The sequence below is a fragment of the Rhabdaerophilum sp. genome (assembly GCF_046092605.1).
GTDB lineage: Bacteria > Pseudomonadota > Alphaproteobacteria > Rhizobiales > Beijerinckiaceae > Rhabdaerophilum.
Map to the genome: position 1 here is coordinate 1 of NZ_JBJTDY010000190.1, position 13,755 is coordinate 13,755.

General features: G+C 64.2%; 10 protein-coding genes and 1 pseudogene. 8 read left to right on the plus strand and 3 right to left on the minus strand.

Features of this window, described 5'->3' with window-relative positions:
* Both glnA and ACKODO_RS15220 read left to right on the plus strand, forming a co-directional pair.
* Nucleotides 1–406, plus strand: a pseudogene (glnA, locus tag ACKODO_RS15215) (glutamine synthetase); the annotation flags it as partial.
* A 313-nt stretch (nucleotides 407–719) separates the two neighbouring features.
* Nucleotides 720–2,693 (plus strand): hypothetical protein, encoded by a 1,974-nt coding sequence (locus ACKODO_RS15220; RefSeq protein ID WP_408984295.1) that lies wholly within the window; start codon nucleotides 720–722, stop codon nucleotides 2,691–2,693.
* Nucleotides 2,694–2,812: 119 nt separating this feature from the next.
* Here the strand turns inward: ACKODO_RS15220 and ACKODO_RS15225 are convergent, their stop codons facing one another.
* Entirely contained in the window at nucleotides 2,813–5,098 is a 2,286-nt protein-coding gene (locus ACKODO_RS15225) for an NADP-dependent malic enzyme (RefSeq protein WP_408984296.1), read from the minus strand.
* Nucleotides 5,099–5,464: 366 nt separating this feature from the next.
* Here ACKODO_RS15225 and ACKODO_RS15230 point away from each other — a divergent pair, with 366 nt between their 5' ends.
* Together ACKODO_RS15230 and ACKODO_RS15235 are read left to right on the plus strand one after the other, a co-directional pair.
* Nucleotides 5,465–6,214, plus strand: coding sequence for a fused DSP-PTPase phosphatase/NAD kinase-like protein (locus ACKODO_RS15230; RefSeq protein ID WP_408984297.1), 750 nt, complete (start codon nucleotides 5,465–5,467; stop codon nucleotides 6,212–6,214).
* Nucleotides 6,215–6,270: 56 nt separating this feature from the next.
* Nucleotides 6,271–7,209, plus strand: coding sequence for a glycosyltransferase family 2 protein (locus ACKODO_RS15235; RefSeq protein ID WP_408984298.1), 939 nt, complete (start codon nucleotides 6,271–6,273; stop codon nucleotides 7,207–7,209).
* On the opposite strand, the gene asnB is transcribed toward ACKODO_RS15235, so the two are convergent.
* On the minus strand, nucleotides 7,185–9,167 hold the full coding sequence (gene asnB, locus ACKODO_RS15240) for an asparagine synthase (glutamine-hydrolyzing) (RefSeq protein ID WP_408984299.1): 1,983 nt from the start codon (nucleotides 9,165–9,167) through the stop codon (nucleotides 7,185–7,187). The two genes, ACKODO_RS15235 and asnB, sit on opposite strands and share 25 nt — an antisense overlap.
* Before the next feature lie 118 nt (nucleotides 9,168–9,285).
* Between asnB and ACKODO_RS15245 the strand changes: the two genes are divergently transcribed.
* Nucleotides 9,286–10,164 carry an alpha-1,2-fucosyltransferase gene (locus ACKODO_RS15245; RefSeq protein ID WP_408984300.1) on the plus strand — a complete coding sequence of 293 codons (879 nt, stop codon included), beginning with the start codon at nucleotides 9,286–9,288 and terminating at the stop codon, nucleotides 10,162–10,164.
* Nucleotides 10,165–10,167: 3 nt separating this feature from the next.
* Here ACKODO_RS15245 and ACKODO_RS15250 read toward each other — a convergent pair whose 3' ends face one another.
* Nucleotides 10,168–10,926: a hypothetical protein gene (locus ACKODO_RS15250; protein ID WP_408984301.1), complete on the minus strand. Its 759-nt coding sequence runs from the start codon at nucleotides 10,924–10,926 to the stop codon at nucleotides 10,168–10,170.
* A 69-nt stretch (nucleotides 10,927–10,995) separates the two neighbouring features.
* On the opposite strand from ACKODO_RS15250, the gene ACKODO_RS15255 reads away from it, so the two are divergent.
* From ACKODO_RS15255 to ACKODO_RS15265, 3 genes are read left to right on the plus strand one after another with little or no spacing between them, the layout of a single operon-like run.
* A complete protein-coding gene (locus tag ACKODO_RS15255) occupies nucleotides 10,996–11,883 on the plus strand; it encodes a hypothetical protein (RefSeq protein WP_408984302.1) in 888 nt (295 codons plus the stop codon).
* A 59-nt stretch (nucleotides 11,884–11,942) separates the two neighbouring features.
* A complete protein-coding gene (locus ACKODO_RS15260; RefSeq protein ID WP_408984303.1) occupies nucleotides 11,943–12,701 on the plus strand; it encodes an FkbM family methyltransferase in 759 nt (252 codons plus the stop codon).
* A 21-nt stretch (nucleotides 12,702–12,722) separates the two neighbouring features.
* Complete coding sequence (locus ACKODO_RS15265) at nucleotides 12,723–13,661, plus strand: methyltransferase domain-containing protein (RefSeq protein ID WP_408984304.1); 939 nt, start codon at nucleotides 12,723–12,725, stop codon at nucleotides 13,659–13,661.
* Nucleotides 13,662–13,755: the final 94 nt, after the last annotated feature.

Consider the following 13,755-nt stretch of genomic DNA (forward strand, 5'->3'; position numbering starts at 1 on the left):
CTCGGCCCGCAACCGTTCGGCCTCCTGCCGCATTCCGTGGACCAACTCGCCGAAGGCCAAGCGCGTGGAAGTCCGCTTCCCGGACCCGACCGCCAATCCCTACCTCGCCTTCGCCGCCATGCTGATGGCTGGCCTCGACGGCATCGCGAACAAGATCCATCCCGGCGCGGCCATGGACAAGGACCTCTACGATCTCCCGCCGAAGGAGCTCAAGAAGATCCCGACCGTCTGCGGCTCGCTCGACGAAGCCCTCGCTTCGCTCGACAAGGATCGCGCCTTCCTGAAAGCCGGCGGCGTGTTCACGGACGACTTCATCGACAGCTATATCGAGCTGAAGAAGGGCGAGGCGGACCGTTATCGCATGACCCCGCACCCGATCGAGTTCGTGATGTATTACAGCTGCTGAAGCTTTGTTCTTCACAAAATGGATCAACGGAATCGGGCGCCTTCGGGTGCCCTTTTCCTTTTCTTGACCCTTGCGCGACCGCAGGCCAGGCTGTCTTGCCAGCCACCGCTCAGCCGCGCGACAGGATGCTCCGGGTCAGGACGCGTGAAATCAGGCGTCAGGATCGGAGCCAGACATCCGGTTTCACGGGGCCCGCTCCCCGAACCTTCACGCCGGTCCGGCAATCCAGTTTCCGCTTGATCCGGTCCATGAAATGTTGGACCCCATCGGGACAAGTCTCCGTCTTTCGTCACAGGTTTTTCAAGGGAATATCATGAGCAACCCGGAACCGGGCGGATCGCGTCCGAACATCCTTCTCATCGGCCTGGCTGCCGTCGCGGTCGCGGTCGCATCCTTGTTCTTTGTCATGCGCCAGCCTGCTCCGCCCGCTCAGGCACCCTTGGCCTCGGCACCGGCTACGTCCTCGGCACCGGCAACGTCCTCGCCGGCGAGCCCGGCCGCGGCGCCTGCACCCGCTCAGGCTCCCGCGCCTGTCACACTCCCCACGCCGGCGCCATCCCCGCGCGTGGTGACAACCATCCCCGCTTTCGAATGGCCGGGTCAGGTCTTCCGTGTGAAGCTGAGGGATCTCGACCTCGTCAATTCCACGCTGAGCCGCGAGGAGATTGAATCGCTCCTCAGGGGCGCGAGCCCGGCGGAAATGGTCAAGACACTCGCGCGGTTCAGCGCCGACGAATTCACCATCGGCGCGATCGAATTCGTGACCGTGATCGAGGGGCAGGAAACCACGACGATCTATGAGCGGATCACGGGCCGCAACATCGCTTCCGGCGTGTTCGGGCGGATCGAGATCGCCGAGACACGGCAGGTCGGCAACCTCGCCGAGCCCGGCAGGCCGCCGGTGAAATACGGCGCGAAATTCGGCCTGACCTCCCTCGATGCGCTGGATACCGTGACCTTCCTGCGCTGGCTGACGGAACCTGATCCGACCGGCAGCGCGCCATTCAAGGCCGCTCATGGGGCCTATGTGATCGAAAATGCCGAGCTGGCTTTGCTGGATTTCACGGTTTCCATCGGGCGCGCCACGCTCTCGGAATTCCGCGTGAAGCCGATGCGCCGCGCGCCGATCGAGATCTGGCCCAAGCTCGAAGCGCTCATGAAGGTGCAGCAGAGCAAGAAAGCGCCGGAATTCTCTGCCGATCTTCTGGCGAGTGTGCTGGAGTTCTACAGCTCCTTCGAGGTGGGCGAGCTCACCATCGGGCCGGTGGCCGGCAAGGGCAGGTTCGACAAGGGCGATGAAGCCACCTTCCGCCTCGCCGGCGCACGCTTCAACGGCGGCGAGAAGGCGGGCGGCGCGGTCGATGCCATCGATGTCGCCATCAAGGACGGCGCGCTGCGCATCGGCAGCGTGAATTGGGACGGCGATTTTTATCGCTGGCCAATCGCCACGCTGATCAAGGTCTTGCTGGAAAGCGGCGATCTCGCCAACCAGCCCGAGGCGGATCTCGCCCGTTTCAGGGCGGAGGCTGCGCGCTTCACCGTGCCGGATTACCGGTTCCAGCTCAACGGCCTTGAGGTGGATCTGCCGAACACAGGCTCGCAGAGCGAGCGCATCCGCTTCTCGCTGGCGAGCTTCGAGAACCTTTATGGCGCGTTCGTGGGCGTGACGCCCACCACGATCGGGTTGAAGTTCAACAACTTCCGCATGCCCATCCCGCCGAATGTCAGGGATGAGGGCCTCCAGCGCATCCGTGCGATGGGTTTTGCGACACTCGACCTTTCCTTCAACCTCGAAGGGGCCTGGGATGCGGCGAAATCGAGCGTCGCCTTCCGCGATGTCTCGGTGAATTTCGAGCAATTCGCCGGCATTTCCATGCGCTTCACCTTCGGCCAGGTGCCAAAGGCCTTCTTCGAGAACCCGCTGGAGAACTGGACCGCTCTCCTCCTCACCGGCACCGCGCAGGAGGCGAGCATTACGGTGAAGAACCATGGCGGCTTCGAGAAAGCGATCGCGGAGATGGCGCAGCAACAGAACAAGAAGCCGGAGCAGTTCCGCCTCGAAATCGCGACGATGGCCCCGGTCATCATGATGCTCGGCCTTGCCGATCATCCCGATGCCACCCACGTCACCGAGGCGGTGGGCAGCTTCCTGCGCGGGCTTGGCGAGCTTTCCCTGAAGGCCCGCTCGGTCGATGCCGAGGGCATTCGCCTGCTTGAACTGGCGGAGGGGCTGGAAGATCCGGCGACGGTGCTGAGAGAGCTTCGGCTGGACGCGAGGGGCAGGTGATCGCCGGATCGCGGGGCGCGGCTTGCAGGCAACTCCCCTTCCGATCGAAATCGGGCATGAAGAGAAAATGCCGGTCCGCGGACGGCCGGCTTTCCTGTTCGGGTCCGCCGGAAACCGCCTCAGCCCTGGCGGGATTGCGCTTGCACCACCGCGATGGCCGTGAGGTTCACCACGCCGCGCGCGGTGGTGGTCGAGGTCGCGATATGCGCAGGGTAAGCCGTGCCGAGCAGGATCGGACCCACGGGAAGCGCATCACCGATGACCTTCGTGAGTTCGTTCGCGATATTCGCGGCATCGAGGTCTGGCATCAGGAGGATATTGGCCACGCCCTTGAGGTTCGAATGCGGCAGCACGCGCTCGCGCACCTTGTCGGAGAGCGCTGAATCCGCCTGCATTTCGCCATCGACCTCGATCTGAGGCGCGCGGGCCGCGATGATTTCGGCCGCCCGGCGCATCTTTCGGGCGCTTTCGCTGTCATGACTGCCGAAATCCGAATGCGAGATCAGCGCAATCTTCGGCTCGATGCCGAAGCGGCGCACTTCGGCCGCGGCGCGGATGCCGATCTCGGCGAGTTGCTCGGCCGTGGGGTCCTCGTTCACATGGGTATCCGCCAGGAAGAACGCGCCCTTCGAGGTGATCATCAGCGACATTGCCGCGAGTTCGGTGACGCCCGGCTCCATGCCGATGACGTCGCGGATGATCTGCAGGCGTGAGCGGTAGCGTCCTTCGAGGCCGCAGATCATGGCATCGGCATCGCCCCGCCGCACGGCCACCGCCGCGATGATCGAGGAATTGGTGCGCAACTGCGTCCGCGCCGCGTCGGGCGTGATGCCCTTGCGCCCCGCGATCTCCAGATAGGTCGCGACATAATCGCGGTAACGCGGGTCATCGTCCGGGTTGATGATCTCGAAATCCGCGCCCGGCCGGATCGCGAGACCGAAGCGCTTGATGCGCGCCTCGATGACGGCCGGGCGACCCACGAGGATGGGAATTGCGAAACTCTCCTCCATCGCGGTCTGCGCCGCGCGCAGCGCCCGTTCATCTTCGCCCTCGGCATAAATCACGCGCCTGGGGCTTTCCTTCGCGGCCTGGAAGATCGGCTTCATGATGAAGCCCGAGCGGAAGACGAAGCGCGAGAGGCGTTCCTGATAGGCTTCGAAATCGCCGATCGGCGCGCGGGCCACGCCACTCGCCATGGCCGCCTTCGCGACGGCCGGCGCGATGCGCAGGATGAGGCGCGGATCGAAGGGACTGGGGATCAGCGAATCCGCCCCGAATTGCCGCGCTTCGCCGCCATAGGCGCGCGCCACGACATCCGATGGCGCTTCGCGCGCGAGTTCGGCGATGGCGCGCACCGCGGCGAGCTTCATCTCCTCGTTGATGGTCGTCGCCGCGCAATCCAGCGCTCCGCGGAACATGTACGGGAAGCACAGCACGTTGTTGACCTGGTTCGGATAATCCGACCGCCCCGTGCAGATCATCGCGTCCGGCCGGGCCCCATAGGCAACTTCCGGCATGATCTCGGGGTTCGGGTTGGCGAGTGCCATGATCAGCGGCTTCTGGGCCATCTTCCTGAGAAGATCCGGCTTGAGCACGCCGGCAGCCGAGAGGCCGAGGAAGATATCCGCGCCCTCGATGATCTCGGCCAGCTTCCGCGCCGAGGTCTCCTGCGCATAAATCGCCTTGTAGGCGTCCATCAGTTCAACGCGCCCCTTGTAGACCACGCCCTCGATATCCGTGACCCAGATGTTCTCGCGCTTCACGCCGAGCGAAACGAGAAGGTTGAGGCAGGCCAAAGCCGCCGCACCCGCGCCGGAGGTGACAAGCTTCACCTGGTCGAGTTTCTTGCCCGCGAGTTCCATCGCGTTCAGCACCGCGGAGGCGACAATGATCGCCGTGCCATGCTGGTCGTCATGGAAGACCGGGATCTGCATCCGCTCGCGGCATTGCGCCTCGACCTCGAAGCATTCCGGCGCCTTGATGTCCTCGAGGTTGATTCCGCCGAAGGTCGGCTCCAGCGCGCAGATCACGTCCACGAGCCTGGAGACACGCTTCTCGTTCACCTCGATATCGAAGACATCGATGCCGGCGAATTTCTTGAAGAGAACCGCCTTGCCTTCCATCACGGGCTTGGAAGCGAGCGGGCCGATATCGCCGAGGCCAAGCACGGCCGTGCCGTTGGAGATCACCGCGACAAGATTCTGGCGGGCCGTGAGATTATCGGCCTCGGCCGGGTTCTCGACAATCGCCTCGCAAGCCGCGGCCACGCCGGGAGAATAGGCCAGAGCGAGGTCGCGCTGGTTGTCGAGCGGCTTGGTGGCGATGATTTCCAGCTTCCCCGGTTTCGGCAACCGGTGATAGACCAGCGCACCTTCCCGCAGATCCTTCGACATCTCGACAGGCATGTTCCCCCCAACCCTTTGTGCCGCTGCTCCGACGGGGCGCTTCCGGCTGAAATCGCTCAGGTGTTCTTCTCGGATTCCGATCCCGAGAAAAGATCACGAAGGCGGGTTTGTGGAAACCGGTAAATTGCTCCATTCGATGCGAAAGTTCGATCGGGAATCGCGTTGCGGCGCGACACTATCCAGCATGAGCGGCTTGCGATTGCCTCCCGCTCCTGCATTTGGTCTCATTCCATCTTCATGCGAAAAGGCGGGCGAGGCACGGAATCGTTCTTCGCGCCGCAGGCGGGAGGCATGATGATCGCGCGCGACAGGAACGGCAGGGAGCCCGGGGAGGGCGACAGCGTCTCTCTCGTCAGGAACATGAAGGTGAATAGCACTGCCGCCATGCCCGAAGCCAACGCGCCCGAAACCGGCAAATATGCCCTGCCCCCGAAGCTGCGCCGCTTCGAAGGGCCGCTCGTGGATTGGCGCACCCGGTCGTCAGCGTGGTTCGATCTGCTGGTGCGGGATTTCGGCGTGGTTCGCCTCCTCTGGAAGAACCGCAGGCAATATGGCCCCACAGGCTGGCGCTCCAACCAGCCGATGCCTTGGGATATCGCCTGGGCCGCGCGCCATGGCATCCGTTCCATCCTGAACCTGCGCCACGATGCGCCGAACCATGGCGGCTATGCCCTGGCCCGCGAAAAGGCCGAGGCTCTGGGCATCGCTTACGAAACGCTGATCGACGTCCCGGTCTTTTCACGGACGGCGCCACCCGGCGAGCATCTGCTGGCGATTGCCGAACGATTGCGGCGGCTACCCCGTCCCCTGCTGGTTCACTGCAAATCCGGCGCGGATCGTGCGGGCTTGATCGCGGCTCTCGACCGGATCGTCACGCAAGGGGCTTCGGTGCGCGCGGCGACGGACGAGCTTTCGCTGCGCCACCTGCACATCCGGTCCTCGCGCGCGGGCATTCTCGACGCGGTGTTCGAGGCTTATCTCGCGGCCTGTCCCGATGAGGCCAGCCCCTTCCTGGACTGGGTGCGCGACGAATATGATGCGGAAGCGCTGATGGCCGGCTTCAAGGCCAAGGGCCTTGCGGATTTCGTCGACCGTTTCGTGCTGCGCCACGAATAGGCCCGTTGAAAGCCACGCCCGAAAGCCGTAGGTCTCGCGGGGAAAAGCGGGGTTTCATGCGTCTTCTCGTCACCATCTGCACGCGCAACCGGCCGAAGCTGCTGGAGGCCTGCCTGCGCTCGGTCACGGCCTCCAGCGTGCCGGCCGGCGTGGAATGCGCGATCGCGGTGATCGAGAACAACGACCGGATCACCTGCACGCCCCTCGTGGAACGCGTGGCGCGTGAAACGGGCTGGAACATCTTCGTTGTGCTCGAACCCGAACTCGGCCTGCCCTTCGCGCGCAATCGCTGCGGCATCACGGCCGCCGAGCGCGGCCATGACTGGCTGCTCTACATCGACGACGACGAGGAGGCGACGCCCGGCTGGCTCGAGACGATGATCGACGCCGCCCTGCGCGACGAGGCGGATGTGCATTATGGCCGGGTGATCTCGGTCTATCCTCCGGGCACGCCCGACTGGATGGCCCTGCCCGAACCGAACAAGCGCGCGACCGGCACGCGGCTGACCAAGGCCGAGGGCCACAACACGCTGGTGAAGACGCGCATTTTCGCAAGCGACGGCCTGAACCTGCGCTTCGATGAGACTTTGCGCTTCACCGGCGGCTCGGATACCGATTTCTTCACCCGCGTGCATCAATCCGGCGCGGCAATCCGCTGGCTGGGCGAGGCGGTGGTGAAGGAGAACGTGCCCGCGAACCGCATGACCCTCGACTGGCAACTGCAACGCGCCTTTCGCGTCGCGATCAGCATTTCCGTCCTGCACGAGAAGCAGCGCGGAAAGGCCAAGGCGGTTCTGCGCAGCATCACCAAGGGCGCGGGAAGGCTTGCGGGCGGCCTCGTGATGATGATCCCTGCCCTGCCCGCCATGCTGTTCGGCACGCCCGGCCGAACCTTCGCCTTCAAGCAGGCGAAACAGGTCGCAAGCGGCATCGGCTCCTTCGCCTATATTTTCGGGATTCGCCCACAACCCTACAGGAAGGTGGATGGGGCCTGAGACTGCTCGGCGGCGAGATAGAGCTGCAGCACGAAGAGCGTCCAGACGAGGTTCACCCGGCGCTGACCCCCGGCGAGAAAATCCTCCCAGATCGCCCGGACGAGATCGGTCTCCAGCAAACCCTGCCTTTCGAGGCGTTGGCGCGAGAGCAGGTCCTCCCCCAACCCGCGGAATGGCCCGCGAAGCCAGGCCGCCGCGGGAATGCCGAAACCCTGCTTCGGGCGATCCCACAGGGCGCGCGGCACATAGCGGCCGAGCACGGCCTTCAGCAGCGCCTTGCGTTCCTTGCGCCACGTTTTCAGTTCATCCGGCAGAGACCAGGCGAAGCGGATGATCTCGGGATCGAGCAGCGGCACGCGCGCCTCAAGGCTGTGATGCATCGCCGCCCGATCGACCTTCACGAGGATGTCGTCGGGCAGGTAGCGCCGGGCATCGAGCACGGTCGCGGAATCGAGGATGGACCAGCCGGTTTCGCGCGCAATCTCCGCCACCATCGGATCGGCGACGGGGATTCCGCTCTTCATCAGGCGATGCGCGGCATCCATCACCGTGAAGCCGCGCTCATAGGCCTCGATCGCCGAAGCCGCCCCCATCCGCGCAGCCTGATCCGCCAGGCGAAGCCGCAGCGGCCCGATGCGATGGCCCGCGATTGGGTCCATGCCCATCGCCTCGGGAAGCGCGAGCAGCGCCTCGAGCATGCTCGCATAGGTTCCCGACGCGAAGCGCTCGACCCCGCCCTGGAGGCCGCTCTCCCATTTGCGGCCCGCGGAATGGTAGCGGCCATAGCCGGCGAAAAGCTCGTCCCCCGCATCGCCCGAAAGCGACACCGTGACCTTCGTTCTGGCAAAGCCGGCGACAAGCACGGTCGGCAATTGCGAGGGGTCGGCAAAGGGCTCGTCATAGATTGACGGCATTCTTGTCACGAGATCGGCCGCATCCTGCCCGGTGAGCGAAATCTCGTTATGCGAGGTTTTCAAATGGGTTGCGATTTCGCGCGCATGAATCGATTCATCGAATTCCGCCTCGCGAAACCCCAGCGAGAAGGTCTCGATCGGCCGACTTGCCTGGGCCTGCATGATGCTGGCGATCGTGGAGGAATCGATCCCGCCCGAGAGGAACGCGCCCACCGGCACATCGGCGATCACCTGCCGGCGAATGGCCGCATGGAGGAGCGCATCGAGCCGGTCGGTCGCCTGCTCGAAACTGCCGGTGAAGCGATGGGCCTTCGCCGCGCGCGCCTCCGCGAGACTGTCCCAATAGGCGGTGTCCTGCACGGGCTCTCCGGCCGCGAAGCGGCGCAGCACGCCCGCCGGCAGCTTGCCGGCGGCACGAAAAAGGCTCGCGGGCGCAGCAATGTACCCGTGGCGCAGGAAGCCGGTGATCGCCGCGTGATCCAGCTGGCCATCCCATTGCGGATGCGCCTTGAAAGCCTTGAGTTCCGAGGCGAAGAGGAAAGCCCCGCCGATTTCCGCGATGTAGAGCGGTTTCTCTCCGATCCGGTCGCGCGCGGCGTAAACCGCGCCGGTCTCGCGGTCGAAGAGCACGAAGGCCAGCATGCCGGTCGCGGCTTTCAGGGCCGCCTCGGGCCCGCGCGCCTCGATGAGCGCGAGCAGAACCTCGGTATCCGAATGCCCGCGCCAGTCGGGGGCTTCGGATCTCGCTTCCAGTTCAGCGCGCAAATCTTTGAAATTGTAAATCTCTCCGTTGAAGGTGATCGCATAGCGCCCCGAGGCCGAGAGCATGGGCTGCGCGCCGGCCGGCGAGAGATCCTGGATCGCGAGCCGTCTTTGGGCGAGGCCCACGCCCCGCGCCTCGTCAAACCAGAAGCCCTCGTCATCCGGGCCTCTGTGACGGATGGCATCGTTCATCCGGCGCAGGGTATCGCGATCCTGGGGCCGAAGCCCTCCGGGGCGAAAGAGCGCCGCGATGCCGCACATCAGGCCGTTCCTCAGGTTCATGCATCAGGGCTCTCCGGCCCCGGAGTTGACATTGGGAAGCGTTCTTGTAGCTCTCCCGCCCGATTGTAAAGCGCGCTGGGCGCGCATCTTCCAGGGCTCGGGAAGCGTGAAGCCGCCAATGGAACGAGAGAGACCGATCATCGCGGTGGAACTTCATGGCGGGTTGGGCAATCAGCTGTTTCAGGCCTCGGCTTCCCTGGCCATCGGCTGGCGTCTTGGAGCCGGGGTGCAGTTCGATCTCTCCCGCTTCCGGCCCGGAACGAAGCGCCGTTACGAGCTTGGCCGGTTTGCGCATGGGGCAGAGGAACTGAGTGCGCCGGGCTGGCTGCGCCCCGGCCAGAAGCTGCTGAAGGCCATGGGCTTGGGCCGAAAGCGCGCTCCGCTCGGTTTTGCCCGACCGCTGGTTCAGGAAGGGCATTTCCATTTCGATCCGAGATTCGAGACCATTTCGGGATCGGCTTACCTGCGCGGGTTGTTCCAGTCGCCACTTTACTTCGGCCCATATGCGCCTGAATTACGTCGGATTTTCGCGCTGGAACCGCATGTCTCGGCCAAGGCGCGGGAACTTGCGGCGTTGCTCTCGCCCCGGACCCTCGCGATCCATATCCGCGCCGGCGATTATCAGAACCCGAAATTCGCGGATGTTCACCATGTGCTAACACCGGATTACTATCTGCGCGCCATCGAGTGCGTTTCAGCCGAGGCGCAGATCGATCAGGTCATCGTGATGTCCGACAGCAACGAGGCGATCCCGTCGCGGCTGCCGCAAGGCCTGCCCTACAGCATCGTCTCATCGACGAGCGCGCTGGATGACCTTTTCCTGATGAGCCATGCCAAACACAACATCATCGCCAATTCCACTTTCAGCTGGTGGGGGGCATGGCTCGGTAATCCCGAGGGCCGAGTGGTCGTGGCGCCAAAGCAGTGGTTCGCGCCGCCCTACCAGGCGAAGGTGAGCACGAAAGACCTGTTCCCGCCGCACTGGCGCGTGGTCTGACGCTCAGGCTGCATTCCCGCCGCCGAGCGCGCGCTTCCAGAAATAGAGCTTGCGGGCAATGCGATCCCGCGCGCGAACATCGCGGCCATCCAAATGCTGCACGGTTTTCGGCCAGCCCAGCGGGCCATAGACCTGCCCGCCACCAAAGAGGCGGCAGAGCCCGCCTTCAAGCCCGATCGCCATGCCGTCGGGCCCGCGCAGGATCGGCAGGACCTCGCGGCGGTAGAAATCGACGTCGATCACCTGCGGGTTGTTCGAGCGGCCATTGACGCGGCACATCGGCACTTCGGTGCCGGGCATCTCGTCAAGGAACATGTCGTAGCCCTGCCGGATGTTCTGCCGCTTGTTGAAGCGCATGAAATTGAAGCCGCCTTCGGCCATTTCGTGCACGATCTCCGGCAGGCCATGCGGAATGCGCGAGCGGATGAACACGAAATCATGCTCGAGCTGCACGGCATAATCGCATTCGCTGACCTCCAGCGAGCGGGCGAAGCTGTCGATCAGCCCGCCGGTTTCCACGATTTCCAGCGGAATGCCGGGCGTGCCATCCCGGATCGCCTGCTTCCAGAGTTCGAAATTCTCGCGATGCGGCTTCGGATCGCAGAAGACACGGGTGATGGTCTCGGCAGCACCCCGCGCGCCATCGAAGCACTCGAAATAGGAGCGGATCGCCTCCGGCACGAGGCAATCGCGTGCATCCTTCGAGGCCACGTTCGAGAAAACGTTGAGATTGATGCGGGCGAGCGGCCGGTTGCGCGCCACGGGCGCTTCTCCTATTGAGCGGGGACTCGCGACCGTCATGGGTGAGCCGTGTCCTCTCGTCAAGCGCTGATGCCAGCCGTTCTCCGCCTCTATTCGAGCCGTCCGATGCGCGAATGGCGGAGCCTGCTCACCGCCCCCATGCTGCCCTTCTGGCCAAAGGCGGATGGCTCGGAAGTGGGGATGACGGAGCAAGACGACAACCTGCCGGAGGGCTGGAGTCACCGGCGCCATACCGGCGATCTCGTGATCGAGAATGGCGGAGGACGGGTCTTCGCGGACCTTAAGCGCCATGCGCCGGCCGATCCGCGGCAGGCAGGAAACCCGCCCGGGCCCGCGGATCTCTCGCCCTTGCTGCCGGGCGGACGGTTCATTCCGCGTGAGCCGGCGCTGGTGCTCTATGCCGGTGCCGAAGCCAGCCTCGCGCATTTCTGCCATACCCTGCTGCCGCGCTTCTTCTCGCTCGACCGCTTTGGCCTGCCGCCGGCGACCTTGCTGATGACGAGCCTGAGAATGGGCCGTATGCGCCCCTTTCAGGATGCGATTTCCGACGGGCTCTTCCGCCCCCGGCCGGTGGAACTCTTCCGGCCGGCGACAGCCATCCGCGTGAAGCAGCTCGATGACATCGTGATCCCGCTCGATTCACCGGATGCGCTCGGCCCGATGCAAGCGAAAGTGGCCTCCCTTTACGGGCCTTTCGCGGCGGGTGGCCCGCCGGTTCTGGTGCTGGAACGCAGCGCACATCGCCTTCCCGCCGCCACGGCCGCCTTCGAGCGGACCGCCCCCGGTTTCCGATTCGGGGAGGTGACCGTGCTCGATCCCGCGCTTCTGCCGTTCAACCGGCTGGTGAAAGCGGTGGCCGCAGCTTCCATGCTGATCGCCCCGCGCGTGACGGGCGAAGCGGCGATTGCCACGCTTGTTCCGTCGCCGGATCGGCAAACGCTGCTCCTCGACCTCTGAGGGGGTAGCGAGGGCGGCTGATTTCTGCTTTGAAGCCCGGATGTTTCAAGGGGGCCCCTGTGCCGGATATCCGCATTCGCAACGCGTCGTTCTCGGTGGTCGATGGGCCGCAGTTCCCGTTCTGGGGTCGCGTTTCATCGGGCCATTGGGAGCCCGGCACTTTCGCGGCGATTGAATCACAACTCACGCCCGAGACGACCGTGCTGGATTTCGGCGCGTGGATCGGGCCAGTGACATTGTTTGCGGCGTCACAGGCGAAACAGGTGATCTCCTTCGAGCCCGACCCTGTGGCCGCGAAGGAATTGCGCACGAATATTGCGCTCAACCCGGCACTGGCACCGAAGATCGCAGTGATGGAACGCGCGGTCTGGCCCGAGAAGGGCACGATCACGCTGGGTGCCAAGACTGCACAGGGCGATTCCATGTCGAGCGTGCACCACAAGGGCTCCGCCGTGAGCTGGTCGGTCGAGACCATCACGCCGGCGGACATCGCTGCCCTGTTGCCCGAGGAAGGGCCGGTCTTCATCAAGATCGACACGGAAGGCGCGGAATACGCGATCGTTCCGGTGCTGGCGCCTCTTCTCGCGCGGAAGGATGTGGCGGCACTCGTGTCGTTCCATCCGCGTTTCGCGGCCGGAAATCACCCGCGCTTCCACAAGACCTTCCCGATGACCAAGCGTGTTTTCGATGTGTTCCGTGGCTTCAGGGTGCATCGCGTGCACCATGCGAGCCTCTCCCGCGCGCCGGTCATCGAAACGCTCAACCGCTTCGGCCTCGCCTGGTTCGAGGCCAAGACGAGCTATCTCTTTACGCGCTGATCGCGCCGGGAGAAACCCACCATGTTCCTTCGCATCTTGCCGCTGCTATGCGACCCCGAGACGGGCGATCCGCTGACGGTTGAGATCACTGAGCAGGAAGGCGAGGATATTATCGAGGGGGTTCTCATTTCTCCCTCCGGCCATCGCTATCCTATTCGCAACCGGATTCCGCGTTTCGTCGAGCCGGAGATCTTTGAGAGCGTGAAGTCGTTCGGCAATCAGTGGAACCACTTTAACTTTGTGGATTTCAAGCAGAATTGGCTCGATCATACCGTGGCCAACACCTTCGGCGGCACAGAAGCTTTCCGCGACAAGGTAATCGTCGATTGCGGAGGCGGTTCGGGCGCGCAATCCCTCTGGATGCTGGAGGCCGGCGCGCGCGAGGTCATCATGCTGGAATTGTCACATAGCGTGGATGACGTTGTGGCACGCAACATAACGACTGGCGACTGGCCGAATTTCACGGTGATCCAGTGCTCGATCGATCACCCGCCGATCCGCTCGAATGCGATCGACGGGATCGTGATCTGCCACAACGTGATCCAGCATACGGAATCGGTCGAGCGCACCGCGCGCCCTGTTCGGCATCGTGGCGCCGGGTGGCGAGTTCGTTTTCAACTGCTATCGCGCGGGCAAACCGGGCTTGTTCACTTTCATCAAGAACCACGTGACCTACGGCCCGCTTCGTCGCGCCTTCCGGAATGCGTCATTCGAGACAATTCTCGCCTATTCCCGCTTGATGGGCGGGGTGCGCCTTGTTCCAGGCCTCGGAAAGCTCGCGAACAAGCTGCGGCTATCGCTGACGGGCAAGGTGCCGCGCCAGCTCGGCGAAAGCTGGCTCGATCACCAGCGGCAGATCTATCGCCAGACCGTGCTGAACACTTTCGACATGTTCGGCTCGCATTCATACCAAAGTATCCCTCCGCCGAAGGCCGCCTTGTTTTTGAACCGGGGCTTTGAACAATCCGGATTTCTGATCCAGCACTGATGCTGGCAGCATTGCTGGAGATTTCGGTTGGCGGACGAGGTTTATGTACGGCGGCGCCGGTGGAGC

What these genes read in the sequence shown, in the direction of transcription:
- ACKODO_RS15220 (WP_408984295.1), top strand. Translation starts at nt 720, where the DNA reads ATGAGCAACCCGGAACCGGGCGGATCGCGTCCGAACATCCTTCTCATC.
- ACKODO_RS15225 (WP_408984296.1), bottom strand. Translation starts at nt 5,098, where the DNA reads ATGCCTGTCGAGATGTCGAAGGATCTGCGGGAAGGTGCGCTGGTCTAT.
- ACKODO_RS15235 (WP_408984298.1), top strand. Translation starts at nt 6,271, where the DNA reads ATGCGTCTTCTCGTCACCATCTGCACGCGCAACCGGCCGAAGCTGCTG.
- asnB (WP_408984299.1), bottom strand. Translation starts at nt 9,167, where the DNA reads ATGAACCTGAGGAACGGCCTGATGTGCGGCATCGCGGCGCTCTTTCGC.
- ACKODO_RS15245 (WP_408984300.1), top strand. Translation starts at nt 9,286, where the DNA reads ATGGAACGAGAGAGACCGATCATCGCGGTGGAACTTCATGGCGGGTTG.
- ACKODO_RS15255 (WP_408984302.1), top strand. Translation starts at nt 10,996, where the DNA reads ATGCCAGCCGTTCTCCGCCTCTATTCGAGCCGTCCGATGCGCGAATGG.
- ACKODO_RS15265 (WP_408984304.1), top strand. Translation starts at nt 12,723, where the DNA reads ATGTTCCTTCGCATCTTGCCGCTGCTATGCGACCCCGAGACGGGCGAT.